Origin of the sequence: Actinomadura mexicana, from assembly GCF_900188105.1 — a bacterium.
GTDB classification, from domain to species: domain Bacteria; phylum Actinomycetota; class Actinomycetes; order Streptosporangiales; family Streptosporangiaceae; genus Spirillospora; species Spirillospora mexicana.
Genome location: NZ_FZNP01000018.1, coordinates 55,350 through 81,971, shown reverse-complemented (window position 1 = coordinate 81,971; position 26,622 = coordinate 55,350). Strand labels below are relative to the sequence as shown.

Annotated in this window: 22 protein-coding genes; 6 read left to right on the top strand and 16 right to left on the bottom strand. The window is 73.5% G+C overall.

Annotated elements, in window-relative coordinates; genetic code table 11:
* Window positions 1-16: 16 nt before the first annotated feature.
* A complete protein-coding gene (locus CHC11_RS33710) occupies window positions 17-1,012 on the bottom strand; it encodes a stage II sporulation protein M (protein ID WP_089315928.1) in 996 nt (331 codons plus the stop codon).
* Between the two features lie 71 nt (window positions 1,013-1,083).
* Here CHC11_RS33710 and CHC11_RS33705 point away from each other — a divergent pair, with 71 nt between their 5' ends.
* Window positions 1,084-2,190 carry an RDD family protein gene (locus tag CHC11_RS33705; RefSeq protein WP_089315927.1) on the top strand — a complete coding sequence of 369 codons (1,107 nt, stop codon included), beginning with the start codon at window positions 1,084-1,086 and terminating at the stop codon, window positions 2,188-2,190.
* Here the strand turns inward: CHC11_RS33705 and CHC11_RS33700 are convergent.
* The 4 genes from CHC11_RS33700 to ahcY (CHC11_RS33685) all read right to left on the bottom strand — a co-directional run bounded on the left by CHC11_RS33700 (window position 2,187) and on the right by ahcY (CHC11_RS33685) (window position 6,828).
* Window positions 2,187-3,128: an LppU/SCO3897 family protein gene (locus CHC11_RS33700; RefSeq protein WP_089315926.1), complete on the bottom strand. Its 942-nt coding sequence runs from the start codon at window positions 3,126-3,128 to the stop codon at window positions 2,187-2,189. The genes CHC11_RS33705 and CHC11_RS33700 overlap by 4 nt on opposite strands.
* A 116-nt stretch (window positions 3,129-3,244) precedes the next feature.
* Window positions 3,245-3,820: a hypothetical protein gene (locus CHC11_RS33695; RefSeq protein WP_089315925.1), complete on the bottom strand. Its 576-nt coding sequence runs from the start codon at window positions 3,818-3,820 to the stop codon at window positions 3,245-3,247.
* A 3-nt stretch (window positions 3,821-3,823) separates the two neighbouring features.
* A complete protein-coding gene (gene ahcY / locus CHC11_RS33690; protein ID WP_089315924.1) occupies window positions 3,824-5,080 on the bottom strand; it encodes an adenosylhomocysteinase in 1,257 nt (418 codons plus the stop codon).
* Between the two features lie 317 nt (window positions 5,081-5,397).
* Window positions 5,398-6,828 (bottom strand): adenosylhomocysteinase, encoded by a 1,431-nt coding sequence (gene ahcY / locus CHC11_RS33685; RefSeq protein ID WP_089315923.1) that lies wholly within the window; start codon window positions 6,826-6,828, stop codon window positions 5,398-5,400.
* 158 nt (window positions 6,829-6,986) lie between these two features.
* Between ahcY (CHC11_RS33685) and CHC11_RS33680 the strand changes: the two genes are divergently transcribed.
* Window positions 6,987-7,343, top strand: a complete 357-nt coding sequence (locus tag CHC11_RS33680) for a MerR family transcriptional regulator (protein WP_089315922.1) — start codon at window positions 6,987-6,989, stop codon at window positions 7,341-7,343.
* Window positions 7,344-7,350: 7 nt separating this feature from the next.
* On the opposite strand, the gene CHC11_RS33675 is transcribed toward CHC11_RS33680, so the two are convergent.
* The 7 genes from CHC11_RS33675 to CHC11_RS33645 all read right to left on the bottom strand — a co-directional run bounded on the left by CHC11_RS33675 (window position 7,351) and on the right by CHC11_RS33645 (window position 14,198).
* Window positions 7,351-8,022 carry a response regulator gene (locus CHC11_RS33675; protein ID WP_089315921.1) on the bottom strand — a complete coding sequence of 224 codons (672 nt, stop codon included), beginning with the start codon at window positions 8,020-8,022 and terminating at the stop codon, window positions 7,351-7,353.
* Between the two features lie 33 nt (window positions 8,023-8,055).
* On the bottom strand, window positions 8,056-9,606 hold the full coding sequence (locus CHC11_RS33670; protein WP_089315920.1) for a sensor histidine kinase: 1,551 nt from the start codon (window positions 9,604-9,606) through the stop codon (window positions 8,056-8,058).
* 395 nt (window positions 9,607-10,001) lie between these two features.
* Window positions 10,002-10,964, bottom strand: coding sequence for a cation diffusion facilitator family transporter (locus CHC11_RS33665; protein ID WP_089315919.1), 963 nt, complete (start codon window positions 10,962-10,964; stop codon window positions 10,002-10,004).
* Complete coding sequence (locus CHC11_RS33660) at window positions 10,965-12,104, bottom strand: SIS domain-containing protein (RefSeq protein ID WP_179279135.1); 1,140 nt, start codon at window positions 12,102-12,104, stop codon at window positions 10,965-10,967.
* Window positions 12,101-12,283: a Trm112 family protein gene (locus tag CHC11_RS33655; protein WP_089315918.1), complete on the bottom strand. Its 183-nt coding sequence runs from the start codon at window positions 12,281-12,283 to the stop codon at window positions 12,101-12,103. The genes CHC11_RS33660 and CHC11_RS33655 overlap by 4 nt, the downstream gene beginning before the upstream one ends.
* 44 nt (window positions 12,284-12,327) lie before the next feature.
* Entirely contained in the window at window positions 12,328-13,683 is a 1,356-nt protein-coding gene (locus tag CHC11_RS33650; RefSeq protein WP_089315917.1) for a phosphomannomutase/phosphoglucomutase, read from the bottom strand.
* Between the two features lie 134 nt (window positions 13,684-13,817).
* Complete coding sequence (locus CHC11_RS33645) at window positions 13,818-14,198, bottom strand: DUF3499 domain-containing protein (RefSeq protein WP_089315916.1); 381 nt, start codon at window positions 14,196-14,198, stop codon at window positions 13,818-13,820.
* Between the two features lie 173 nt (window positions 14,199-14,371).
* Here CHC11_RS33645 and CHC11_RS33640 point away from each other — a divergent pair, with 173 nt between their 5' ends.
* Window positions 14,372-14,800 (top strand): metallopeptidase family protein, encoded by a 429-nt coding sequence (locus CHC11_RS33640; protein ID WP_245920106.1) that lies wholly within the window; start codon window positions 14,372-14,374, stop codon window positions 14,798-14,800.
* A gap of 23 nt (window positions 14,801-14,823) precedes the next feature.
* On the opposite strand, the gene CHC11_RS33635 is transcribed toward CHC11_RS33640, so the two are convergent.
* From CHC11_RS33635 to CHC11_RS33620, 4 genes are all read right to left on the bottom strand, one after another.
* Window positions 14,824-16,266, bottom strand: coding sequence for a DUF5719 family protein (locus tag CHC11_RS33635; RefSeq protein ID WP_089315914.1), 1,443 nt, complete (start codon window positions 16,264-16,266; stop codon window positions 14,824-14,826).
* Window positions 16,266-19,562: a glycosyltransferase family 2 protein gene (locus tag CHC11_RS33630; protein WP_089315913.1), complete on the bottom strand. Its 3,297-nt coding sequence runs from the start codon at window positions 19,560-19,562 to the stop codon at window positions 16,266-16,268. The genes CHC11_RS33635 and CHC11_RS33630 overlap by 1 nt, the downstream gene beginning before the upstream one ends.
* A 183-nt stretch (window positions 19,563-19,745) precedes the next feature.
* A complete protein-coding gene (locus CHC11_RS33625; protein ID WP_089315912.1) occupies window positions 19,746-20,009 on the bottom strand; it encodes a WhiB family transcriptional regulator in 264 nt (87 codons plus the stop codon).
* Between the two features lie 237 nt (window positions 20,010-20,246).
* Complete coding sequence (locus CHC11_RS33620; RefSeq protein WP_089315911.1) at window positions 20,247-21,182, bottom strand: hypothetical protein; 936 nt, start codon at window positions 21,180-21,182, stop codon at window positions 20,247-20,249.
* Between the two features lie 118 nt (window positions 21,183-21,300).
* On the opposite strand from CHC11_RS33620, the gene cofD reads away from it, so the two are divergent.
* The 3 genes from cofD (at window position 21,301) to CHC11_RS33605 (ending at window position 26,276) form a co-directional block, all read left to right on the top strand.
* Complete coding sequence (cofD, locus tag CHC11_RS33615) at window positions 21,301-22,254, top strand: 2-phospho-L-lactate transferase (RefSeq protein ID WP_089315910.1); 954 nt, start codon at window positions 21,301-21,303, stop codon at window positions 22,252-22,254.
* Window positions 22,251-23,582 (top strand): coenzyme F420-0:L-glutamate ligase, encoded by a 1,332-nt coding sequence (locus CHC11_RS33610; RefSeq protein ID WP_089315909.1) that lies wholly within the window; start codon window positions 22,251-22,253, stop codon window positions 23,580-23,582. Before cofD ends, CHC11_RS33610 begins: the two co-directional genes overlap by 4 nt.
* A gap of 129 nt (window positions 23,583-23,711) precedes the next feature.
* Window positions 23,712-26,276 carry a bifunctional FO biosynthesis protein CofGH gene (locus CHC11_RS33605; RefSeq protein WP_089315908.1) on the top strand — a complete coding sequence of 855 codons (2,565 nt, stop codon included), beginning with the start codon at window positions 23,712-23,714 and terminating at the stop codon, window positions 26,274-26,276.
* The last annotated feature ends 346 nt before the right edge of the window (window positions 26,277-26,622 follow it).

Sequence of the window (26,622 nt, the reverse complement as noted above, 5' to 3'; positions counted from 1 at the left end):
CGCTGGGGAGGGCGGTTCAGCCGGAAACGGGAGCCAGGTCCGGGTGGAGGTCTGAGTCGCCGGTTTCGCCTTGGCGGACGGCGCGGCGGCCCAGGACGATCACGTAGGCGAGGAACGCGGCCTCGGCGATGACGCCGATGGTGATGCGCAGCCACGTGATGTGCACCCAGCCCGTCACGAAGCCCTCGATGAGGCCGGACACGAGCAGCACCGCGATGAGGCCCAGGGCGATGCTGACGGCGGCGCGGCCCTCCTCGGCGAGGGCCTGGCCGCGGCTGCGCGGGCCCGGGTCGACGATCGTCCAGCCGAGCTTGAGGCCCCCGGCGCAGGCGAGGTAGACGGCGGTCAGCTCCAGCAGGCCGTGCGGAAGGATCAGCCCGAAGAACACGCCGCCCTTGCCGTAGGCGAACATCAGGCCGCCGCTGATCCCGAGGTTGACCTGGTTCAGCAGCAGGACGTAGACGGTCGGGATGCCGAGCAGGATCCCGAAGATGAGCGCGGTCGCCGACACCCAGGCGTTGTTGACCCACACCTGGAAGGCGAACGAGGACGCGGAGTGCTCGGTGTAGTAGTTCGCGAAGTCGTGCTCGACGAGTTCGCGGATCTCGTCCGGCGTCCCGATGGTCGCCTGCACGTCGGGGCTGTGCACGACCCAGATCGCCAGGGCGAGCGACACCAGGTTGCCGAGAACGGCACTGCCGAGCCACCACCACCGCATCCGGTACGCGGCCGCCGGGAACGACACGGTCGCGAAGCGGGTGACGTCGCGCCAGAGCGGCGCCTGCGCGCCGCCCACCGCGGCCCTGCCGCGCGCCACGAGCGACGACAGCCGCCCCACGAGCTGCGGGTCGGGCGAGCTGGAGCGGACGACCGACAGGTGCGTCGCCGTGCGCTGGTAGAGATCGACCAGTTCGTCGGCCTCCGCGCCGGTCAGCCTGCGGCCACGGTTGATGAGCCGTTCGAGGCGCAGCCACTCGGCGTTGTGCGCGGCCACGTAGGCGTCGACGTCCACCCGGCGAGACTAACGCCTCGGCCCGCCGAACCGGCACAATGGTCAATCCGCCCGCGTTGGAGGGACAGGACATGGCCGATCTCGTGACCGGCGAGGCCGTCGCGCTCGACATCCGGGTCGCGCGGCCGGCCAGCCGGGCCTGCGCGATCCTCCTCGACCTGCTCTTCCAGATGGTGCTGCTGAACATCGTCGTCTACGTCACGGCGATGACCTCGCTGGTGGCCGACGATGCCTGGACGGTCGGGCTGACGCTGCTCGCCGTCGTCGCGGTGATCGTCGGATACCCGTGCGCGTTCGAGACGCTGTCGCGGGGGCGGACGCTGGGCAAGATGGCCGTCGGGCTCCGCGTCGTCGGCGACGACGGCGGGCCGGTCCGGTTCCGGCAGGCGCTGGTACGGGCGCTCGCCGGGTTCGTCGAGTTCTGGATGTTCTACGGCTCGCCCGCGCTGATCACGTCGTTCTGCAACCGGCGCGGCAAGCGGCTCGGCGACCTGTTCGCCGGGACGATCGTCATCCAGGAGCGGGTGCCCGCGTCGGTGTTGCTGGGCCCCGTCGCGGTGATGCCGCCGCAGCTCGCCTGGTGGGCGCGGAACCTGGAGATCTCCATGCTCTCGGACGAGCTGGCGATGACGGCCCGGCAGTACCTGTCGCGGTTCTGGGAGCTGCTGCCGGAGGTCCGCGACTCGCTGGGCCGGCGGATCGCCTCGCAGGTCGTCGCGGTGGTGAGCCCGCCCCCGCCGCCGGGGGTGCGGCCCGAGATCCTGCTGTCGGCCGTCCTGGCCGAACGCCGCCACCGCGAGGAGCTGCGGCTCGCCGAGCGCCGGGCGCGCCGGATGCGCCGCTTCGGCCTTCCCGCGTGGGGCCCCGGCGCGCCCGTGCCCGTCCTGGCGATGGCAGGGCCCGCGCCGTACGGCCCGCCGCGGCAGGGGCCCCCCGCTCCGCCGCCGTTCAGCGCTCCCCAGCCCGGCCGGCCGCGCTTCCTCCCGCCGAACGACTACGGCGCGGGGCCGTACCAGAACGTGCTGAACGCGCCCCGGCCGCCCGCGGCCTATCCGGCGGGGCCGCCCGCGGCCTATCCGGCGGGGCCGCCCGCGGCCTATCCGGCGGGGCCGCCCGCGCCGTATCCGGCGGGGCCCGCCGGCGGTCCGCCGGCGGGCCGCCCGTATCCGGGACCCTAGCCCGGGAGCGAGCGCAGCTTCTCGGTCAGCGTCGGGCGCAGCTTCTTCAGGCACAGCACCGGCCGGAAGGAGCCCTCGCTCGTCATGTAGTTGGTGGCCTCGGCCGGGCACTCCTTCGTCGTGGCCACCCTGCCGACGACCTTCGCTACGGCCTCGCTGGACTCGCACTGGGCCTTGTCGAGGTCACCGACGTTGAACGAGGGGTCCTCGATGCAGTCGCCCGGGGACAGCACGCCGCCGCCCGCGCCCAGGCACAGCACCGGGTTCGCCACGTTCCCGCCGCCGAAGGACCGCATCTTCATGGTCTCCACCGTCTTGGCCGGGCACGCGTTCTCCGCGCCGACGCGCGCGACCAGCTTGCCGTACCAGTCCGGCTTGGAGCACGGCTGCTCCTTGCCGAAGCCGATGGAGCCGCTGCTCACGCAGTCTCCCGCCGCAAGGAAGGCCCCGCCCGCGCCGGGATCGCCCGGGTGGGAGCCCTTGAGGTTGCGCACGCACGCCTCGTAGTAGGTCTTGTCCTCCTTCTCGGCGCGGACGTTCGTGAAGCCGTCCGTGCCGCTCGGGCAGTCGGGCTCGGCGCGCGAGCCGAACTGGAAGGCCGACGCCTCCTTCTCGCCGACGACCTTCAGCACCTTGGCCTTCGCCTTCGCGTCGTCGCAGCTCACCCGGAGGCTCGGCGGGATCCTTTTGCCATCGTCCATCCCGAAACCGGTGTCCACGCACTGCTCTGCCTTCACCGGGCCGGCCGGCGCGCCCGTCCCGTGGAGCGCCAGGAAGGCCACGCCCGCCAGCGCGACCACGCCCGCAACCGCCACGGCCGCCCACACGATCGGCGAGGGCCGCTTCACCGGCGGCGGGCCCGGCGGCCCGGAGGGCGGAAACGGGCCGCTCATCGGCTGGCCGCTCACCGGCGGACCGCTCATCGGCTGGCCGGGCATCGGCGGCCTTCCCTGGCCCTGGCCCTGTCCCTGCCCTTCCGGAACCTGCCCGTACACGCCACAACCCCCTACACCTGATCTTGTCGGACGAGTACGAGAAGATACCGCATGCCAGGTCAGGGCAGGTTCGGCGGGGATTCCAGGGCGGTGAGCTCGATCCCGGGCGCGGCCAGCACGACGTCCCCGGCCAGATGCACCGACTCGACCTCGCCCGTGGACAGATCGGTCACCTCGTACGCCGAGACGGGCAGCGGCCCGGTCTCCGTCTCGTGGGCGGACGTCCCTGCCAGCCGCCAGCGCCACAGGGCCGTCAGCGCCGACAGCGACGTCCCGCTCAACCGGACGAGGCGGACCTCGGTCTGCGCGCCCTCGTCCAGTTCCAGGGAGCGGGCGACGGCGACGAGGAAACCCGGCGAGTCGTGAAGGAAGCCCGACGCCCGCTCGCTGTGCTCGGTGCCCGTCTCGCCGGCCGCGCGCACCCAGGCCAGCTCGCGCCCGGTCACGCCGCCGCGCACCCACCAGCCGGACGTGACGACCTCGACGCGGATCTGGCGCCAGCGCGCGTCCACGACGAGGTCCACGCGGACGCCGTCGGAGCGCGTGGAGGTGTACCGCCACCCGGCGGGCCCGGGCGCGCACTGGAAGCGCTCCTCAAGCCCCTCGTCGAGGTGCAGGTACGTCCCGGCCGGCACGGCTCAGGATCCGATGCGCCAGGAGTGCAGGTAGTCCTCCTGGTCCGGGGTCAGCAGGTCGATGGAGACCGACATCGAGGCCAGCTTGAGCCGCGCGACCTCCGTGTCGATCTCCTTCGGCACGTCGTGGACGGCCGGGGGCAGCGACGCGTGGGACGTGGCGAGCCACGCGCACGTGAGGGCCTGGTCGGCGAACGACATGTCCATCACGGCCGCCGGATGCCCCTCCGCGGCGGCGAGGTTGACCAGACGGCCCTCCGCGAGCAGCACCAGGCGCCGCCCATCGGCCAGCACGTACTCGTCGGTCTGCGGCCGGACCCCGTGGTGCACCTCCACGGCCATGTCGCTGAGGGCCCGCACGTCGATCTCGACGTCGAAGTGCCCGGAGTTCGCGAGGATGGCCCCGTCCTTCATCGCGGCGAGGTGGTCGGCGTTCACGACGTCGCGGTTCCCGGTGACCGTGATGAAGACGTCGCCCTCCGCGGCGGCCTCGGCCATCGGCAGGACGGCGAAACCCTGCATCGTCGCGTCCAGCGCCTTCACCGGGTCGATCTCGGTGACGACGACGCGCGCGCCGAGGCCGCGCGCCCGCTCGGCCAGGCCGCGCCCGCAGTAGCCGAAGCCCGCGACGACCACGGTCTTGCCGGCCAGCAGCGTGTTGGTCGCGCGCACGATCCCGTCGAGCGTCGACTGGCCCGTCCCGTACCGGTTGTCGAACATGTGCTTGGTGTCGGTGTCGTTCACCGCGACCACGGGGAACCTCAGCGCGCCCTCGCGGGCCATCTGGTGCAGCCTGATGACGCCCGTCGTCGTCTGCTCGCATCCCGCCTTCACGGTGCCGAGCAGATCCGTCCGGTCGGTGTGCAGGGTGTTGACCAGGTCGCACCCGTCGTCCAGGACGAAGTCGGGCTCGGTCTCCAGCGCCTGGTGGATGTGCGCGTAGTACCCCTCACGGTCGGTGCCCGCGCGCGCGAACACCTCGGCCCCGTACTCCTCCACAAGCGCCGCGGCGGTGTCGTCCTGCGTGGACAGCGGATTGGACGCCGCCAGCGCCACGCTCGCACCTCCCGCCTGGAGGGTGCGGATGAGCCCCGCGGTCTCGGTCGTGATGTGCATGCACGCCGCGACCTTCAACCCGGCCAGCGGCCGCTCGGCGGCGAACCGCTCCCGGATCTGCCGCAGCACCGGCATGCTCCGATCCGCCCACTCGATCCGTTTGACGCCCTCATAGGCCAACGACCGATCCGCGATATCGCTCATCACCACACCTCACGAAGCGGCTGCCGGACGGGGCGACCCCCGTCCGGCAGCCTCAAGCAAACGCCCACTCCCCCGGCCCAGCCGCCAAGGCGAGACGGGCCGATGCCAGCGATTGTCACGTCGCAACGCCCTCAACCGCCACAGCAACCCCGCAACGACCTCGACACCCGCGATCGCGTCCGAAGGCAGATTCGAGCGAAGCAAGAATCTGATCGCGCAGCGAGCCGCCAGGCGAGACGGAGCGATGCCAGCGATCGCCCGCTTTTATCGACGATGGAGGGCCGCCAGGCCCGAAGGAGGAGATAAAAGCAATAAATTCAGTACCTGTAGTGGTCGGGCTTGTACGGGCCTTCGACGTGGACGCCGATGTAGGAGGCCTGCTCCTTGGTGAGCTCGGTGAGCTTGACGCCGAGGGCGTCGAGGTGGAGGCGGGCGACCTTCTCGTCCAGGTGCTTGGGCAGGACGTAGACGCCGATCGGGTACTCGTCGGTCTTGGTGAACAGCTCGATCTGCGCGATGACCTGGTTGGTGAAGGAGTTGGACATCACGAAGGACGGGTGCCCGGTGGCGCAGCCGAGGTTCATCAGGCGGCCCTCGGCGAGGACGAGGATGGAGTGGCCGTCGGGGAAGCGCCACTCGTGCACCTGCGGCTTGATCTCGATCTTCTCGATGCCCGGGGTCCTGGCGAGGCCGGCCATGTCGATCTCGTTGTCGAAGTGCCCGATGTTGGACACGATCGCCTGGTGCTTCATCCGGCCCATGTGCTCGGCCGTGATGATGTTGAAGTTGCCGGTGGTGGTGACGAAGATGTCGGCGCTGTCGACGACGTCGTCCAGGGTGGTGACCTGGAAGCCGTCCATCGCGGCCTGCAGCGCGCAGATGGGGTCGATCTCGGTGACGATGACGCGGGCGCCCTGGCCGCGCAGCGCGTCGGCGCAGCCCTTGCCCACGTCGCCGTAACCGCAGACGACGGCGACCTTGCCGCCGATCAGCACGTCGGTGGCGCGGTTGAGGCCGTCGATGACCGAGTGGCGGCAGCCGTACTTGTTGTCGAACTTCGACTTGGTGACCGAGTCGTTGACGTTGATCGCCGGGAACGCGAGGGTGCCGGCCTTCGCCATCTCGTAGAGGCGGTGGACGCCGGTGGTGGTCTCCTCGGTGACGCCCTTGATGGCGGCGGCGGCCTCGGTCCAGCGGCCGGGCTTGTCGGCGATCGTGCGGCGCAGGGTGTCGAGGATGATGCCCCACTCCTCGGGGTCGTCCTCGGTGGCGGCCGGCACGGCGCCCGCCTTCTCGTACTCGGCGCCCTTGTGGACGAGGAGCGTCGCGTCGCCGCCGTCGTCCAGGATCATGTTGGGGCCGGTGCCGTCCGGCCACTGCAGGGCCTGGTCGGTGCACCACCAGTACTCTTCGAGCGTCTCGCCCTTCCACGCGAACACCGGGACGCCCTTCGGGTCGTCGACGGTGCCCTCCTTGCCGACGACGACCGCGGCGGCCGCGTGGTCCTGGGTGGAGAAGATGTTGCAGGACACCCAGCGGACGTCGGCGCCGAGCTCGACCAGCGTCTCGATCAGCACGGCCGTCTGGATCGTCATGTGCAGCGAGCCCATGATCTTGGCGCCGCGCAGCGGCTTGGCGGCGGAGTACTCCTCGCGCACCGCCATCAGGCCCGGCATCTCGTGCTCGGCGAGCCGGATCTCCCGGCGCCCGAAGTCGGCCAGCGACAGGTCGGCGACCTTGTAGTCCATGCTTTCGTTGCTCCCTTGGTCATGTGCGCGCCGTCGGGTACGCGAGGTCGTGACGGGCGAGTGCACGGCCGCGTCAACGGGGGCGAGTCTACGGGCGGTGCGCGTCCCAAGGCACGGTCGGGGAGGACTTCCTGACACTAATTTGTCAGAATTGCCCTATGCGTATCACGGAGGCCGCCCGGCGGCTCGGCACCTCGCCCCGGATGCTCCGCTACCGCGAGGCCCTCGGGCTGCTGCCCGTCACCCGGGAAGCCGCCCTCAGCAGGCGCGGAGGCGGCCACCGCCGTTTCGGGGACGCCGAGCTGCGCGCGGTCGCGCTGGCCCTGGCTCTGGAGAAGCGCTACGACATCGGCCCCGCCGAACTGGCCTTCGGCCTGCGAGTCCTGGCCGAACCCCAGGTCCAGGCCCACGTACGCGAACTGGGCGAACGCATAGGCCGCCTCTCCGCCCCGCCCGCCCGGGCCCTGGACTTCGAGAAGGAGAAGGCCATGCGCCTCCTGCGCCGCCGCCCCTGACGGCGTCTCAGCTCCCGCTCTTTCCGGGGACCACCACGCCGGACTCGTAGGCGAGCATGACCGCCTGGGCGCGGTCGCGGAGGCCGAGCTTGGTGAAGACGCGCGCCACGTGCGTCTTCACCGTGTGCTCGCTGACGAACAGGCGCTGCGCGATCTCGCCGTTGGACAGCCCGCCCGCGATCAGGACGAGCACCTCGGTCTCGCGGGCGGTCAGCGTCGCCAGCTCCGACGGCGCCTGCGGGCGGTTGCGCCGCTGCTTGGTGAACTCGCGGATGAGCCGCCCCGTGACCTGCGGGGCCAGCAGGGAGTCGCCGCGCGCCACCACCCGGACCGCCGACACCAGCTCGTCCGCGGTCGCGTCCTTCAGCAGGAAGCCGCTGGCACCGACGGCGAGCGCCTCGTAGACGTACTCGTCCACGTCGAACGTGGTGAGCACCAGGACCCGGACGCTCTCCGAGCCGGGCAGCGCGAGGATGCGGCGGGTGGCCTCGATGCCGTCCATGCCGGGCATCCGGATGTCCATCACGACGACGTCCGGGCGGCGGCGCTCGGCGAGCGCGACGGCCTCGCGCCCGTCGCCGGCCTCGCCGATCACGGTGATGTCCTCCTGGGCGGCGAGCAGGGCGGCGAACCCGGCCCGCACGATCGTCTGGTCGTCGACGATCAGCACGTTGATCACAGCGGCCGCCCCGGTGGCGGGGGGACGACGGGGTCAGGGGCGGCCGGGCGGCGCCTGCGAACCGTGTCCACGTGTGGAATTCCCCTCACTCGTCACCGGAAGCTCGGCCTGCACCAGGAACCCGCCCTGGGTGGCCGGGCCGGCGGAGAACCGCCCGCCCAGCATGGTCGCACGTTCCCGCATCCCCACGAGGCCGTGTCCGCCACCCGATCCGGACGGCTCCAGCCGGGTGCGCCCGGCGTCCGCCGGGGGCGGGGCCGCGGGGCTCGGTCCACCTGTACGGGAGCCGGGACCGCGCGGGTTCAGGACCTGGGTGGACGCGGAGGCCCCGTTGTCCTGGACGCGGACCGCGAGCCGGTCGGGCAGGAACGTCAGGTCGACGCGGACGCCGGCGCCGGGCGCGTGCCGCCGCGCGTTGGTCAGCGCCTCCTGGACGATCCGGTACGCCGACAGCTCCACCGTCGTGGACAGGGCGCGCGGGTCGCCGTGCACGGCGAGGTCGACGTGGCCGCCGGCGCCGCGGTGCTGCTCGATCAGGTCGGGCAGCCGGTCCAGGCGCGGCTGCGGGGAGTTCGCCGCCTCCGGTTCGGGCGTGGCGTCGGCGCGCAGCACGTTGAGCAGCCGCCGCATCTCCACCAGCGCGTCCCGGGCCGTCTTGGCGATCTCGGTGTAGCCGGCGCGCGCCTCGGGCGAGAGGTTCTCCATCGTGTACGGGGCGGTCTCCGCCTGCACAGCGATCATGGAGACGGAGTGCGCGACGACGTCGTGCAGCTCCCGCGCGATGCGGGCGCGCTCCCGCATGACGGCCTGCTCCCGCTGGACGGCGGTGAGCCGGGTGAGGGTCTCGTTGGTGCGCTCGGCCGCCTCGGCCTCCGTCCGGCCGGCGGACTCCACGACGCGCCGCGCGTCCCCGAGCCCGATGGCGGCCAGGACGGCGACGATCGGCGCGGGCCAGGGGATGTCGTCGAGCGTGCCGGTCGCGAGGTAGACGACCCCGAGGGCGGCGACGCTGCCGACCGCGAGGACGCCGGTGGACTGGCGGGGCAGCCGCCGTCCCAGCGCGTACAGCGTGTAGAGGGCCGCGAAGCTGGTCGTGACCAGCAGGAGCTGACCGGTGAGGAGGCTCGCCGCGACCGCGCTCAGCACGACCGCCGCGACGGCGCGCAGGTTCTCCCGGCGCCACACGAGCGGGAACGTCGCCGCGACCGCGAAGCCGCCCGCCAGGCTGATCGGGGAGTCGACGCGCGGCGCCAGCTCCGCGAGCGCCGCGATCGTCAGGGCGAGCCCGGTCAGCGGCGCGAAGTACCAGGCTCCGACGACCTCCCGCCACGTGTTGATCCAGCGGGGCAGCGGCGCCGTCTGCCCGGGCGGGGCCCCGGGGCCGCGTCCCGCCCCGCCGTTCAGCCGCGCGCCGAGCCGGACCGCGAGCGGGCGCAGGAGCGTGCCGATGCCGGTGAGGATCCACAGCAGCAGTTGCCCGACCCCCGCCACGATCCGGCCGGACAGCCGCCACGCGTGGTGCGCGACGGCTGGGCCGAACCCCGCGGGGTCGGGTCCGGTCCGGGCCTTGTCATCGGTGGTCACCCTTCAATACTGACCGCTGAGGCGGGCCTTGGCCTCACCACGCGGGTGTATGCAGATCGCGGAGATCCGCCTGGAGTACCACCCGCGTTCCCTCCTTGAGGGGGACGTGCGGACGAGAGCCGCGAACGTAGTGTCTTAACCGTGGCCGCAACGGTGGCATCGCCGACCTAGGGGGTTCGGCGGGGCCGCCGCGGTCACACCAGAACCGCCCGGTTTCAGGGGTCCGGGCGGGGAGGCATGGGAAAGCACCTCGCCGGACGGCCGCGGCTCGCCTCCTCGGAGGCACTCGCCGGTTCTCGCCTGGGCTGGGGTTCGGCCGGCGCCTGCGGCGACCGCCCGGCGAGGGGTCCCATGTCCTGCGCGGCCCGCGGGACGGGCCGCGCGGAGCATCTCGGTCAGGACGACGCGGGGGTCTCCGGCTGCTGCGCCCCCACGGCGTGCGTGCGGGACGCCTCGTCCAGTGCCGGCTCCAGGTAGATGAGCTTCGCCTCCGGGATCTGCGCCCGGACCCTCGCCTCCGCCGCGTCGATCCCGCGCGCCACATCGGCGGCCGTGTCGTCGTGGTTGACGGCGATCTTCGCGGCGATGAGCAGCTCGTCCGGGCCCATGTACTCGGTCCTGATGTGGATGAGGTGGTCGACCTCCTCCACCGACTCCAGCGCCTCGATGATCCGCCGCTCGGTCTGCGGGTCGACGCCCTCGCCGATCAGCAGGCTCTTGGTCTCGATCGCCAGGATCGTCGCGACCACGCCGAGCAGCAGCCCGATCGCGACGGTGCCGATGCCGTCCCAGATGCCGTCGCCGGTGGCCACCGCCATGGAGACGCCGAACAGGGCCAGGAACAGGCCGACGAGGGCGGCGAGGTCCTCCAGCAGCACCACCGGCAGTTCGGGGGCCTTCGCGCGGCGGATGAACGCCCACCACGACTGCTCGCCGCGGACCTCGTTCGACTCCTTGATCGCCGTCCGGAAGGAGAACGACTCCAGCCCGATCGCGATGATCAGCACCGCGAACGCCCAGACCGGGGACTTGACCTCCTCCGGGTGGGAGATCTTGTGGTAGCCCTCGTAGAGCGAGAACGCCGCGCCGACGGTGAACAGGACGACCGCGACGACGAACGCGTAGAAGTAGCGTTCGCGCCCGTAACCGAACGGGTGCTGGGGCGTCCGGTCGCGTTCGGACCGCTTGCGGCCGAGCAGCAGCAGCCCCTGGTTCCCGGAGTCGGCCACCGAGTGGATGGACTCGGCCAGCATCGACGACGAACCGGTGAACGCGAACGCGACGGCCTTCGACGCCGCGATCCCGAGGTTGGCGGCCAACGCGGCGACGATGGCCTTCGTTCCGCCCTCAGCACTCATCTACGCAATCCTCGCTCTGAACTCTTGGACGGCAGGCTCGGACGCGGGGTCCACACCGAGCGCGATAGCCAAGTAAACCGTGACATAGTCGACCAACGCGATCAGCGACGCGACTCTCTCCAGCGGATGGTCGCCCTCCGCCCGCATCTCGGTGACCGCCACGCCCCGGGCGCGGGCCAGCGCGGAGGACGCCTCGGCCCGCCGGCGCGCCCGCGGAGTCTCCTCCGCGTCCCGCAACGTGACCAGGTGCAGGCCGTGCTCCGGTTCGTCCGACCGGTCGCGGAAGAAGTCGTCCGGGTCGGCCGGGGAGCCGGCCCGCGCGAAGAAGCCGTCGAACACCGCGACCTGGTTCCGGCCGGCCTCCGGGAGCTCCCCGAAGATCGCCGGGTACTTGGCGTTCTCGTTGAGCTGGCAGCACATCCGGTACGCCGCCGCGACGGACGGGTCGGAGGTGCCCCACACCAGCGGCACGTCGCCCGCCAGGTCGAGCGCCAGGCGCTTGGCCGGGTTGACGAACGGCTCGCTGGACGGACGGCACCGGTGCGCGACGTCCTCCAGCAGCTCCGCCGTGGACTCCAGTACGGCGTCGGGAACGTCCGTCAGCCGCAGCGCCCGGGCGGCGAGGAGCAGCGGGACCGTCAGGCCCCACAGGGCGGAGCGCGGCAGCCCGGCGGACCGGACGGGCACGAAGACGCCGCGGCTCCTGCCGGCCAGGTCCGCCAGCGGCGAGTCCTCACCGCCGACGGCCAGCAGGCGGCAGCCGCGCCGGGCGGCCTCCGCGGCGACCTCCAGCGTCTCCTCGGCGGTTCCCGAGGACGAGACCGCGACGACCAGGTCGGCCGCGCCCACCCAGCCGGGCAGCCGGTCGCCGCGCACCGTCGAGATCGGGACGGCGCAGCCCGTGCCGCACACCGCCGCGAGCACGTCGCCCGGGACGGCGCAGGAGCCGGTGCCGACGACCACGACCGCGCGGGGGCGGCCGTCCTCGGCCAGCCCGGAGACGCCGGCCTCCGCCGCGGCGCGCCGCGCCTCCCGCACCTGGGCGGCCGACGACGCGACCTGCCGGAGCATCCCGCCGGGGTCCGCCGCTTCGGCCGCCTCCGCGCTCTGCAGCCGTGAGGGGTCGAGGGAGACGCTCACGGGGCGGGGGTCCTGGCCTCGTCAACGAGGAGGACGGGGATGTCGTCGCGCACCGGGTAGGCGTAGCCGCAGGAGCCGGTGCACACGAGCTCGTCGGCCTCCTCGTCGGCGCGCAGGTCGCCGCCGCAATTGGGGCAGGCCAGGATCTCCAGCAGCCAGGAGTCCAGCTTCATCGTCATGGCAGCGTCACATCTCCCTTGCAGTCACTTTTCGCTGAACCCGGTCACTTCTCCCTGACCAGGGCCAGGACCTCGTCGCGGATCGCCGCCATGGTGTCCTCGTCGCCGGCCTCGGCGTTCAGGCGCAGCAGCGGTTCGGTGTTGGACGGCCGCAGGTTGAACCACCATCCCGCGGCGTCGTCGCGCACGGTCAGCCCGTCCATCTCGTCGGCCTCGACGCCGGGCCGCCCGGCGAAGGCCTCCTTGACCTTCGCGGCAGCCGCGGCCTGGTCGTCGACCTCGCTGTTGATCTCACCGGACGCGACGTAGCGGGTGTACTCGCCGAGCAGCTCCGACAGCGGCCCGTCCTGCTCCCCGAGGGCGGCGAGGACGTGCATCGCCGCCAGCATGCCGGAGTCGGCGAACCAGAAGTCGCGGAAGTAGAAGTGCGCCGAGTGCTCGCCGCCGAACACCGCGCCGGTCTCGGCCATCGTCTGCTTGATGAACGAGTGCCCGACCCGCGTCCGCACGGGCGTCCCGCCGTGCTCGGTGATGATCTCCGGTACCGCCCTGGAGGTGATCAGGTTGTGCACGATCGAGGAGCCCGGGTGCTTGGCCAGTTCCCGGGTCGCCACCAGCGCCGTGATCGCGGACGGGGAGACGATCTCGCCGCGCTCGTCCACCACGAAGCAGCGGTCGGCGTCGCCGTCGAAGGCGAGGCCGATGTCGGCGCCGGTCTCGCGGACCTTGGCCTGCAGATCGCGCAGGTTCTCCGGCTCGATCGGGTTCGCCTCGTGGTTGGGGAAGGTGCCGTCCAGCTCGAAGTACAGCGGGACCAGGTCGATCGGCAGGCCCTCGAACACCGGCGGGACGGTGTGGCCGCCCATGCCGTTGCCCGCGTCCACGACGACCTTGAGCGGGCGGATGGACGACAGGTCGACCAGCGTCTTGAGGTGGTCGGCGTAGCCCTTGAGGATGTCGCGCCGCGTCACGGTGCCCGGCTCGCCGTCGTGGGCGGGGACGCCGTTCTCGACCATCTCGCGGATCTCGCCGAGGCCGGTGTCGCGGCCGACGGGCCGGGCGCCGGCGCGGCACAGCTTCAGCCCGTTGTACCGGGCCGGGTTGTGGCTGGCGGTGAACATGGCGCCGGGCAGGTCGAGGCTGCCGCTGGCGTAGTAGAGCATGTCCGTGGAGCCGAGCCCGGCCTCGATGACGTCCGCGCCCTGGGACGTGGCGCCGCGGGCGAACGCCTCGGCCAGCGGAACCGACGACTCCCGCATGTCGTGGGCGGTGACGACCGCGCTCGCCCCGGTGACGCGGACGAACGCCGCGCCGGTCGCCTCGGCGGTCGCGGGGTCGAGCTCGTCCGGCACCACGCCGCGGATGTCGTACGCCTTGAAGATCTTGGCGAGGTCGCCCACTCCTGCTCCCTGTCCGAAGAACCGTGCGCGGAAAACGGCAGGCTCACGAGCCTACCGGGAAGCACGGGCGCGACCCGCCGCGACGTCGGACCGGGGATCGGGACGGGGATCGGGACGGGAGCGGAGCCCCGCGGTCACTCCTGGCCGGGCTGCGTTCCGGCGGGTTCGGAGCGCAGCACGCGCAGGTGGCCGCGGCGGCCGACCTCGGTGCCCTGGCCGACCGGCTCGTGGCCGGACCCGGGGGCGGGCCTGGCGGCCTCGCGGACCGCGTCGGCGAGGGCCTCCAGGTCGTCGGCGCTGGGCTCGGACTCCTCCTCGACGGGGAGCCGCACCAGTTCCCACCCCATGGGGGCGGTGAGCCGTTCGGAATGCTCGGCGCACAGGTCGTAGCAGTGCGGCTCGGCGTACGTTGCGAGCGGCCCCAGGACCGCGGTGGAGTCGCGGTAGACGTACGTGAGCGTGAACACTGCGGGCGCCTTGCAGGCGGTGCGGGAGCAAGTGCGGACGGGGCTCACGATGGCTGACCGTACCTCCCCCCACTCGGCTCCGCCACCACCCCGGCACACGTGTCGCCGTTACCGGGCGATTTCCTTGGCAACAACTACATTCCGTAACGATCCGCTGCACGGACCGTTCCGGTGCGGGCCTCGTGTGAGGGCCGCCGCGCGAGCGGAGGTACTCTTGGGGCGTGCGATCCCGTGTGGCAGGCGTACGGCGCCGCGACCGGCACGGTCGTGGCCTCCGTGGTCCTCTGACGCCCCCGCAGGCGCCGGTCTCGCGCACCCGAGCGGAACGGTTCGCCGACCTCGTGGACGACGAGGTCCGGCGGCTCGGTGCGCGCTGGAGCCGCGAGCTGGCCCGGGTGGAGTTCACGGTCGAGGAGGTGCCGGGGGTCGAGGCGCCGTTCGACGGGCCCGTCCCGCTCGGCCAGACCCTCCCCGGCGACGGCGGCCGGCCGGTGCGCATCGTCGTCTACCGCCGCCCCGTCGAGTCCCGCGCCGCCGGCGATGCCGAACTCTCCCAGATGATCCGCGACCTGCTCGTCGAAGAGGTCGCCGACCTGCTCGGCCTCTCCCCGGAGTCCGTCGACCCCAGCTACGACACTCCTGACGACTAGCCCGGTCGGCCGGGCGCCCGGGATCAGTTCGGGGTCAGGGCCGTCTGGGAGTCGGCGGTGGCCGGGAGGCGCAGGGACGTGGGGGCCGGGACGATCGGCAGGACCGTGAACAGGTAGTCGCCGCCCTTGCCGGTGGCGAGGATGCGGGACGCGTAGACGGGGGCCGAGCCCGGCCTCGGCATGATCACCGCACCGAAGGGGGCGTCCGCACCGGTGCCGGGGGCGGCGAGTTCGGTCTCGACCGTCCGCCCGGCGGGGATCTCGACCTGCCGGGGGGTGCCGGCGCCCTGCGCGTTCACGGTCGTGACCTGGACGCTCGCCGCGCCGGACGGGGCGGTCAGGGAGAGGGACGAGTCGAACCGGTTGTCGGCGACGACGCCGGGGCCGGCCGCGCCGAGCGGCGGTGTGGCGGCGCCGAAGGCGACGTCGGCGCCCCGGTCGGCGGCGAAGCCCGCCAGGACGGGCCGGTCGGCGACGAGCCGGACGGCGGCGGCCCTGCCGGACAGGGCGCCGTCGAGGGCGACGGAGGTCACGGTCTTGCCGGGGGCGTCCAGGACGTCCTGGCCCTGCGGGGCGAAGGCGCCGTCCGCGGTGATCACCTGGACTTCGATCCGGGCGTCGGCCTCGCCGGGGACCGCGACCAGCAGGCGGCGCCCGCCGGAGCCGCCCGGCACGCCGGGGACGAGGGCGGAGGCCGCGGGCGCGGCCGACTGCGGCAGCCACTCGACGCCCTTCTTCTCGCCGACCCGGACGCGCAGGGACGCGGCGACGCGGCCGCTGGTGGTGCGCACGCGCAGGGCGAGGTCGGCGGCGGTCTTCACGATGTCGCCGAGACCTTCGGGCGACCCGCCGATCTTCACGACGCGGGTGGTGTAGGGCTCGACGGGCGTGCCGCGTCCCTCGGTGGTGTCGAGGGGCCCCTCGCCGGACAGGGCGGAGACGTCGACGGACGCGGGCTGCGCGTCGACGTTGGTCAGGTAGAGGTCGAGCTCGTCGGCGGCGACCGGCCCGGGGCCCATGAACCACAGGTCGGTGCCGGGGGCGGCGCAGCGGGCGCCGGCGAGGCCGCGGTCGTCGCCGCCGTCCTCGTAGGCGGTCTGCTCCGCCTCCAGCCCGCCGGCGATGGGGCCGGTGGCGCGCAGGGTGTAGGAGTCCTCGCCGGACTTGGTGTCCTTGCCCCAGCCCTGACCGGGGGACGTCACGGACCCCAGCGGCGGCCCGCCCTTCGTCGGCGCCATGTCGACGCGCCCGCCGCCCTTCCTGCGGGCGAGGGACTGGACGGCGAGGCGGCCTCCCTCGTGTCCCGGGCAGACCGCCACGGCGTGCGTGACCGGCGCCTCGCGGCCCTTCTCGGACGCCTCGCCCGGACGGGAGAACGTCGCGGCGCCGTAGAGGGCGGCGACGGCCACGAGCATGAGGGCGGCGGTGGCGTAGCGCATGCCGAGGAGGCGCAGGACCTTGTCCATCAGGACACCTCCTCCGTGCTGGGCTCCTCCGCGGGTTCCGGCTGCTCCGGCGGCTCTACGGTCGAGGCGGGCGGCAGCGCGCGCTGGGCGCGGGCGCGGGGAGCGCGGCGCCGTCCCCGCCGCCCGCGGCGGCGGCGTTCCCGTTCCCCGGCGAGCATGAGCGTGTCGGTCTGCGCGCCCGGCAGCGCCAGGACGGCCACCAGCAGGACGGCGATCCCCTGGATGGCGACCCAGATGTGCCGCATCGTCATCGACCGGGTCAGTTCGAACTCTCCTCCGGCGGTGGGGAGGTCGTACCCCTGCGCCCAGCCGTCCACCGTCCGGGCCTTGACCTCGTCGCCGTTCAGCGCGGCCCGCCAACCACCGTCGGCTGGTTCTGCCAGGAGAAGCGTGCGCGGGCCCGTTCCCGGCGGGATCTGCACGCGGGCGTTGACGCGCCCGGCGGACAGGGGCGTGACCGTTGAGCCTTCCAGGAGCATCATCCGGGCGGACGTCGCCTGGAGCCGCCACACGGCGAACGTGCCCGTGCGGCTGAGGCGCGTCAGTTCGGGCGACGCGTCCAGGACCCTGGTGAGCGGGTCTTTCGCGGGATGCGGCACCAGCAGGTACTGGACGCCCATCCGCGTCAGCGCGGGCCCGTCGTCGCCCTCCCGGCCGGCGGACAGGCCGGCGACGAGGTCGTCCATGCGGTCGCGGGCCCGGCCGCCCTCGACGGTGACCTCCGACTCCCCCAGGCGGGGGCGCGCGCCCCTGAGGACCGTGTAGGAGACCCGTCCGGTCGGCTCCCGGTGCAGGACGAGCGTCCTGACTCCGCCGGTCCCCTGGACGAACTGGGGAACCGTGTCGGGGTCGAGCCTCCCGAGCGGGCCGCCCGCGCCGCCGGCCACCCAGAGCGCGGCCGCGAGGACGGGGGCCGTGAGCGCGGCGGCGAGCACGGCCGCTCCGCCCGCCTTGTAGATCAGGTGGTGGCCCGCCAGTGCCTCGGTGGCGCGCTGGACGGCGGCGGTGGCGGCGAGCAGGACTCCGGCGCCGGCGAACAGCAGCGCCGCCCCGGGCCACACCGGCGCCTCGTCCGCCCCCTTGGTGACGGTGGCGGCGCTGGTCAGCACCGCGACGAGGAGCCCGAAGACCGCCAGCAGCCAGCCAGCGAGCACGTGGCCCCGGCGGCTGCGCAGCGGCAGCGCGCACACGGCGACGGCGAGCAGCCCGGCGAGCGCCCACCGCGCGGGCGTGCCCGGCCCTCCCGGGTCGAGCGCCAGCAGGTCGGCCGGGGCGGCGGGGTCGAACCGCCGGTGCAGCCCCGCCTCGGTCAGGAAGCGGGAGGGGTGGAGCAGCAGGCCGGCGGTCCACGGGAGCGTCAGCAGCGGCGGGACGCCGAGCGCGATGGAAAGGCCGCGCAGGCCCTGCCGCCCCGGCCGGTCCAGCAGCGCCCGCACCATCCCGGCGGCCAGCAGGGCGACCGGCCAGATCAGCGGGACGAAGGACATCGCGACGGCGAGCAGCAGCGCGACCGTCCAGGCGGCCCGTCCCGCGCGCTTGCGGCGCGTCCGGGCGTCCAGCCCGGCGGCCTGCGACCGGGGGAAGCCGTAGAGGCGGGCGGCGTGCACGGCGATCAGCGGCAGGAGGACGAGGACGACGCAGGTCCCGATCCGCCCGCCCGCGACGGCGCCGGTCGCGGCGGGGAGCAGCGCGTACACGGCGGCGAACCAGGCGCGGACGGCCGACACCGGGACGCGGCGGCCGGACGCGCGGGCGCGCCGTCCCGTCCGTGGCGCCTCCACCACCAGCAGCCGCGACGCGCGGTAGGCGGTGAGCCCGGCCAGCGGGACGCCGCCGAGCAGCAGGACCGACACCGCCAGCCAGGGCTTGCCGAACGCCGCGGTGGACAGCACGGCCAGGACGCCGACGTACGGGGGGCTGCCCGCGTCGGTGCCGAGCCCCACCGGATGCCAGCCGGACAGGTACTGCGCCCACAGGTCGCTCGCGCCGCCCCACGCGGGGACGAGCGCGCCGCCGCCGAGCCGCCCGGCGGCCGTCGCCAGGGAGCGCTCGGCGGCGACCGCGACGGCGGCGAGGCCGAGCACGACCATCACGCCGGGACGGGCGAGGAAGCGGCGGATCGGGCCGGGCTCGTCGGCAGTGAGGTCGTCGTCCCTGTCCTCGCGGTCGCGCTCGTGGGCGGCGAAGTACTCCGAGACCGCCTCGCCGGCCCGGCGCAGCACGACCCAGCGCGTCTGGAACCGCCGTACGCTGCGCCGCGCGCGCGTGCGGCCCTCGGCGCGGGCGGCCCGTGCGCGCCGGAGCCGGCCGGGCGAGCGCAGCACGTCGCCGAGCGCGCGCAGCTCCTCGCGGGCCATGCCCGGCCGCTTGGTCACCACCAGGACGAGGGCGTGCGCGAGCGAGGCCCACACGTTGCGGACGAGGGCCCGCGGCATCGCCCCGAGCGGCTGGTTGGCGAGCAGGGTGAGCAGCGCGTTGCGGCGGTCGCGGCGGGCGGGGTGCTCGGCGGTCATGCCGATCTCGCGGAGCCCGCGCCGGGACGCCTCCGCGTGGTACACGACGGCGTCGCTCGCGGTGACGACCCGGTAGCCGGCGGCGTGGACGCGCCAGCAGAAGTCCAGGTCGTCGCGGAAGACGCCGTACTCGACGTCGAAGCCGCCGAGCCTTTCCCAGACGTCGCGGCGGACCAGCATCCCCGCGCTGCCGACCGACAGGACGTCCCGGACGCCGTCGTGCTGGCCCTGGTCGAACTCCCGCCGGTCCAGGCCGGTGTGGCGGCGGCCGGCGGCGTCGACGGTGACGCCGAGCTCGCGCAGGACGCGGCGGTCCTCCCAGTCGCGGACCTTGGGGCCGAGCACCGCCACGTTGGGGTCGGCGTCGGCCGTCCGCAGCAGCCGGTCGAGCGCGTCGCGTTCGGGCGCGCAGTCGTCGTGCAGCAGCCAGATCCACTCCGTGCGGGGCTTGCGGGACCCCTGGGCCTGGTCGGCGTGATGGGCGTGATGGGCGGGGGCGGACTCGTCCTCGGGGACGGGCGCGGACGCGGCGTCCTGCCGCAGCGCCTCGGCGATGGCCTCGCCGTAGCCGGTGGTGCGCGGCAGCGTGAGGACCTCGTTCTCGCCGACGACCTCCGCGAGGACGGCGGGGCCGCGGTCGGCGCTGCCGGTGTCGACGGTCACGAGGCGCTGCACGGGGCGCGACTGCGTCAGCAGTGCCTTCAACGCCTCCGGAAGCCACCGCGCGCCGTCGTGCGCGACGAGGACGGCGGTGACGACATGGCGATCGAGGGTGGGGGCCAAGGGTCGCTCGATCTGTGGGACGGACGGTGTCGGTGCCGGCCGGACGGGCGGTGCGCGACGGGCACGCGGTGCCGGACGGACAGCAGCCGTGCCGGCCCTGGGGCCGGCACGGCTGATAACTGTACGCGTGGCCGCGCCGGGCACGCTCCGGATCCACCGAGATCCGGGGACGCGGCCCGCGGGTCAGACGGCCTGCCGCTTCAGCTTCCGGCGTTCCCGCTCGGAGAGCCCTCCCCAGATGCCGAACCGCTCGTCGTGCTGCAGCGCGTACTCAAGGCACTCCATACGCACCTCGCATGCCCGGCACACCTTCTTGGCCTCGCGAGTGGAGCCGCCCTTCTCCGGAAAAAACGCCTCCGGGTCCGTCTGCGCGCACAGGGCGCGCTCCTGCCAGCCCAACTCTTCGCCGTCTGTGCCGTGCGCCAGCGGGATGACCACCTCGCTCACAGCGCACCTCCCTGCCCGTGGAACCCCCTGGTCAATGCCCTCCCACGAGTTCCTTCCCCCGAGACGGCATTGAAACTACACCGACGAAATTACACGCGTGTAGTAGCCGCCTCGTCAAGCCGGAAGGCATTCCCGGGCGACATAGCGGGTTTTGCCGGGATGGGCATGCTGACCTTTGGATGAAGATCAGTTAATCGGGCGGTCACCACCGGGGGCCGCGCCCCCTCCGTGGGTTTTTTACTGCGGCGGCGGGGGACGGTTGTCCCGGTACCAGTCGCCGCCCTCCTGGTCGCCGCCCTGCGGCGGGGCGGGCTGGGTGCCCTGCGGGTCCTGGCCGGAGCCGCCGCTGCCGCCGTAGGCACGGGTCCACTCGCCCATGTCCTCCTGCTCGGCGGGCGGCTGCCCCTGCTGGCCCGGCTGGTAGCCGCCCTGGCCGCCGTACTGCTGGTACTCCTGCGGCTGGCCGTACTGCGGCTGCTCGTAGCCCGGCTGACCGGGCTGGCCGTACTGCTGCTGGCCGTACTGCTGCTGCTCGTACCCCTGCTGAGCGGGCTGCTGCCCTTCACCGGCCTGCTGCCCGTACTGCTGGTACTGCTGGTACTGCTGCTGGTCGTAGCCCGGCTGGCCGGGCTGGCCGTACTGCTGCTGGCCGTACTGCTGCTGGCCCGGCTGGCCCTGCTGGTAGCCGAAGTCGGGGTAGCCCCCCTGCTGCTGCATCTGCGGCTGCGGGCGGGGCGGCTGCATCCCCTTGAAGACCGTGAAGGCGAACCAGCCGCCGACGCCGACCACGGCCAGATCGCCCGCGCCGACCAGGAAGGTCGTGAGCTTGGTCACCGCGCCCGCGTAGTCGGAGTCGGCGAGCATCCCGCTCAGCCACGAGACCACGCCGAACAGCCCGATGCCGCCGAGGACGCCGAGCGCCCCCATCGTGATCGTCCGCGCCTGCGGGGTCGGGGTGGCGCCCGAGGTCGTCAGCGCGATCGCCAGGACGACGAGACCGACCATCGCGACCTGCAGGAACGTCCCGTCGTTGGTCTGGCCGAGGGCGCGCAGCGTGAAGCTGCCCCCGCCGCCGAGAAGCGAAATGATGCCCGCGAGAAGGTGGACGCCCGCCGCGGCGAGCAGGACCCAGGCGGCCGGTTCGCGCAGGCGCTGGACGGCTTCCTTGTTCACGGTGGCATCTCCAGACTCGGGACCGGGTGTTCTCCGATAGCAGGCAAAGCTTTGCATAGTGTCGCCCGGAGCGGCGACCCCTCTGCTCTCCTATGGGGATCACCGTAGGGTTGAGGACATGAAGATCGTGGCGTTGGCGGGCGGGATCGGCGGCGCCCGATTCCTGCGCGGGCTCCTGGCGGCCGCCCCGGAGGCGGAGATCACCGTCATCGGCAACACCGGGGACGACATCTCCCTGTTCGGCCTGCGGGTCTGCCCCGACCTGGACACCGTGATGTACACGCTCGGCGGCGGCATCAACGAGGAGCAGGGCTGGGGACGGGCGGAGGAGACCTTCACCGTCAAGGAGGAGCTGGCCGCCTACGGGGTGGGGCCGGGATGGTTCGGGCTCGGCGACCGCGACTTCGCGACGCACATCGTCCGGACGCAGATGCTGGCGGCCGGCTACCGGCTGTCCGCGGTGACGGAGGCGCTGTGCGACCGGTGGCGGCCGGGGGTGCGGCTGCTGCCGATGACCGACGACCAGGTCGAGACGCACGTGGTGGTCGAGGACGAGCAGGGACGGCGCGCGATCCACTTCCAGGAGTGGTGGGTGCGGATGCGCGCGTCGGTCCCGGCGCTGTCGATCGCGGCGGTGGGCGCCGCGGAGTCCGCGCCGGCGCCGGGCGTGCAGGCGGCGATCGAGGCGGCCGACGTGGTGCTGTTCCCGCCGTCCAACCCGGTGGTGAGCATCGGGACGATCCTGGCGGTGCCCGGCATCCGGGACGCGGTCGCGGCCAAGACCGTGGTGGGCGTGTCGCCCATCGTCGGCGGGGCGCCCGTGCGCGGGATGGCCGACGCGTGCCTGACCGCGATCGGGGTGGAGACGTCGGCGCGCGCGGTCGCCGAGCACTACGGCCTCGGGCTGCTGGACGGCTGGCTCGTCGACGAGGCCGACGCGGACGTGCGGGTGGAGGGCATCGAGGTGCGCTCGCGCCCGCTGCTGATGCGCGATGCCGAGACGACCGCCGCGATCGCGCGCGCGGCCCTGGACCTGGCGGTGGAGCTGAAGCGGGCGGGGGTCGCGGAATGAGCGCGGGGTCGAGCGGAGCGGACCGGCGGGGCGTCCCCCCGCAGCGCATCGAGGTGTTCGGCGTGCCGGGCATGCCGGAGGTCGCCGAGGGCGCCGACATCGCCGCGCTGATCCCGGACGGGACGGTCGAGGACGGCGACGTGCTCGTCGTCACCTCCAAGATCGTCAGCAAGGCGGAGGGGCGGATCCTGGTCGCCGACGACCGCGAGAAGGCCATCGACGCCGAGACCGTGCGGGTGGTGGCGCGGCGGGCGCACGCGCGCGGCGAGACCCGGATCGTGGAGACGCGGCAGGGGCTGGTGCTGGCCGCCGCCGGCGTGGACGCGTCCAACACCCGGCCCGGCACGGTGCTGCTGCTGCCGGAGGACCCGGACGCCTCGGCCCGGCGCATCCGCGCCGGGGTGCGGGAGCGGACCGGCGCGGACGTGGCCGTGATCGTGTCGGACACGCTCGGGCGGCCCTGGCGCAACGGGCTCATGGACGCGGCGATCGGCGTCGCCGGCCTGGCCCCGCTCAGCGACCTGCGCGGGCGCGACGACGCCTACGGCAATCGCCTGGAGGCCACGATCACGGCGGTCGCCGACGAGATCGCGGCGGCCGGCGAGCTGGTCAAGGGCAAGCTGGAGGGCGTGCCGATCGCGGTCGTGCGCGGGCTGTCCGGCCTGGTCACGCCGGAGGACGGGCCCGGCGCCCGGGCGCTGGTGCGCCCGCCCGCGGAGGACATGTTCCGGTTCGGCTCGGCGGACGTGCTGGGCGCGCGGCGCACGATCCGCGAGTTCACCGCCGAGCCGGTGGACCCGGCCGCGGTGCGGCGGGCCGTCGGCGCCGCGATCACCGCGCCGGCGCCGCACCACACCACGCCGTGGCGGTTCGTCCTGCTGGAGTCGGCGGAGTCGCGGACGCGGCTGCTGGACGCGATGCGCGACGCCTGGGAGGCCGACCTGCGCCGCGACGGCTTCTCCGCGGAGTCGGTCGCCAGGCGGCTGCGGCGCGGCGAGGTGCTGCGCCGGGCCCCCTACCTCGTCGTCCCGTGCCTGGTCATGGACGGATCGCACGACTATCCCGACGACCGGCGGTCCCGCGCCGAGCGCGAGATGTTCGTGGTGGCGGCCGGGGCGGGCGTGCAGAACCTGCTCGTCGCGCTGGCCGTGGAGGGGCTCGGCTCGTGCTGGGTGTCGAGCACGATGTTCTGCCGCGACGTGGTCCGCGACGTCCTCGACCTGCCGGACGCGTGGGACCCGATGGGCGCCGTCGGGGTGGGCCGCGCGGCCGCGCCCCCGCGCGAGCGCCCGCCGCGCGCCCCGGACGCCTTCATCGAAGTCAGATGAACGGATCAGGGACCGCGCGGGAATAGACGCGGGCGGGCCCCGGCTTCTACGGCCGGGGCCTTCTCCTTTCGCCGGTGTTTCGCACCCCCGGCGCGGCGCGGAATATGACGATTGGCATAGAGTGCCCGCATGGACGCCCCGAGCTCCGCTCTTCGCCGGGCCCTGGCCCGCGCGCGCGACGGCAAGACACTGGACCGATCCGAGGCCACCACACTGCTGCAGGCCCGCGGGGCGCGGCTCGACGACCTGCTCGGCTACGCGGCCCGCATCCGGGACGCCGGTCTGGAGGCCGCGGGCCGCCCCGGCGTCATCACCTACAGCCGCAAGGTCTTCATCCCGCTGACCCGGCTGTGCCGCGACCGCTGCGGGTACTGCACGTTCGCGACCGTCCCGCACCGGCTCGACTCGCCCTACCTCAGCCCCGACGAGGTGCTGGAGATCGCGCGGCGCGGCGCCGAGACGGGCTGCAAGGAGGCGCTGTTCACGCTCGGGGACCGTCCCGAGGACCGGTGGCGCCCGGCCCGCGAATGGCTGGACGCGCACGGCTACGACGACACGCTCTCGTACGTGCGCGCGATGGCGATCCGGGTCCTGGAGGAGACCGGGCTGCTGCCGCACCTGAACCCCGGGGTGCTGACCTGGCGCGACTTCCAGCGGCTCAAGCCGGTCGCGCCCTCCATGGGGATGATGCTGGAGACGACCGCGACGCGGCTGTTCAGCGAGCGCGGCGGCCCCCACTTCGGGTCGCCGGACAAGGACCCCGCCGTCCGGCTGCGGGTGCTGGAGGACGCGGGCCGCACCAACGTGCCGTTCACGACCGGCATCCTCATCGGGATCGGCGAGACGGTCGAGGAGCGCGCGGACGCGATCTTCGAGATCCGGCGGACGATGCGCGAGTACGGGGCGATCCAGGAGGTGATCGTCCAGAACTTCCGCGCCAAGCCCGACACCAGGATGCGCGACACCCCGGACGCCGAGCTGGAGGAGCTGGCCGCGACGATCGCGGTGACGCGGCTCGTCCTCGGCCCGAAGGCGCGCGTGCAGGCGCCGCCGAACCTGGTCGCCGAGCAGTTCGCGCTGATGCTGCGCGCCGGGATCGACGACTGGGGCGGCGTGTCGCCGCTGACGCCCGACCACGTGAACCCGGAGCGGCCGTGGCCGCAGATCGACGAGCTGGCCGCCAGGACCGCCGGGGCGGGCTTCGAACTGCGCGAGCGGCTCACGATCTACCCCGAGTACGTGCGGCGCGGCGAACCGTGGCTGGATCCTCGCCTCACCGCGCACGTCGCCGCCCTGTCCGATCCCGCGACGGGGCTGGCGCGGGAGGACGCCGTCGTCGAGGGACGTCCCTGGCAGGAGCCCGACGGCGGGTTCGAGGCGTTCGGCCGGACCGACCTGCACACCGGGATCGACACGACGGGCCGCACGGCGGACCGCCGCGACGACTTCGACGAGGTGTACGGCGACTGGGACGCGCTGCGCGACCGCATGGCGGCGCCGCAGCGGTTCGACGCCGACGTCAAGGCCGCTCTGGCGCGCGCGGAGCAGGACCCGGCGGGGCTGTCCGACGACGAGGCGCTGGCCCTGCTGCACGCCGACGGCCCGGAGCTGGACGCGCTCGCCGCACTGGCGGACGGCCTGCGGCGCGACACCGTCGGCGACGACGTCACCTATGTCGTCACCCGGAACATCAACTTCACGAACGTCTGCTACACCGGCTGCCGGTTCTGCGCGTTCGCGCAGCGCCGCACGGACGCCGACGCCTACACGCTGTCGCTGGAGCAGGTCGGGGACCGCGTGGACGAGGCCTGGGAGGCGGGCGCGACCGAGGTCTGCATGCAGGGCGGCATCCACCCGGACCTGCCCGGCACCGCGTACTTCGACCTGGCCCGCGAGGTGAAGCGCCGCGCGCCCGGCATCCACCTGCACTCCTACAGCCCGATGGAGGTCGTGAACGGCGCGTCCCGGACGGACCTGTCGATCCGGGAGTGGCTGGAGGCGGCGAAGGAGGCGGGCGTCGACTCGCTGCCCGGGACGGCCGCCGAGATCCTGGACGACGACGTGCGGTGGGTGCTGACCAAGGGGAAGCTGCCCACCGACCAGTGGGTCGAGGTCGTCACCACCGCGCACGAGATCGGCATTCCGACGACGTCCACGATGATGTACGGGCACGTGGACACCCCCGCGCACTGGGTCGCGCACATCAAGCTGCTGCGGTCCATCCAGGAGCGGACCGGCGGGTTCAGCGAGTTCGTGCTGCTGCCGTTCGTCCACCACAACTCGCCCATCTACCTCGCCGGGCTGGCGCGTCCGGGCCCGACCGCGCGGGAGAACGTCGCCGTCCATGCCCTGGCGCGCATCCTGCTGCACGGCGCGATCTCCAACATCCAGACGTCCTGGGTGAAGCTCGGCGACGAGCTGTGCACGCGGGTTTTGCGAGGAGGGGTGAACGACCTCGGCGGGACCCTCATGGAGGAGACCATCAGCCGGATGGCCGGCTCGGAGAACGGGTCGTTCAAGCCCATCAGCGAACTGGAGGCGATCGCGGCGCGCGCGGGCCGTCCCTCGCGGCAGCGCACCACCCTCTACGGGGACGTTCCCGCCGAGCGGCTGGAGGCGTCCCGCCGCACCGACGGCATCGGTCACTTCGGACGGCAGGCTCTCAACCTGACGCCGGTGTCCCGGCCCGTGTGAGCGACGGGGGGGACGGAGCGGAGCCCGCGCGGCGCCCGCAGACGTCCAGGTCCACCACTGTGAAGCGATTCTTACACGATCCATGCAGAAAGCCTCGCTGGACCTGAACGTTGGACGGAGTCAAACTGTAGGTGCGACCGGAAGAGGCGGAGACCCCGGCTCTTCCGATTCGCCCCGCGCGGGAACGCCGCCACTGCGATCCCAAGGAAGAAGACCATGCTGTACGTACTCGGCCTCATCATCGCCCTCGCCGTCCTCGGCCCCCTCCTCGGCGCCGACAGCCGGGACGGCCTCGACCGGGCCCCGGACAACTTCTGGCTGCGCCGCTGCCGCACGGCTCGGGCCC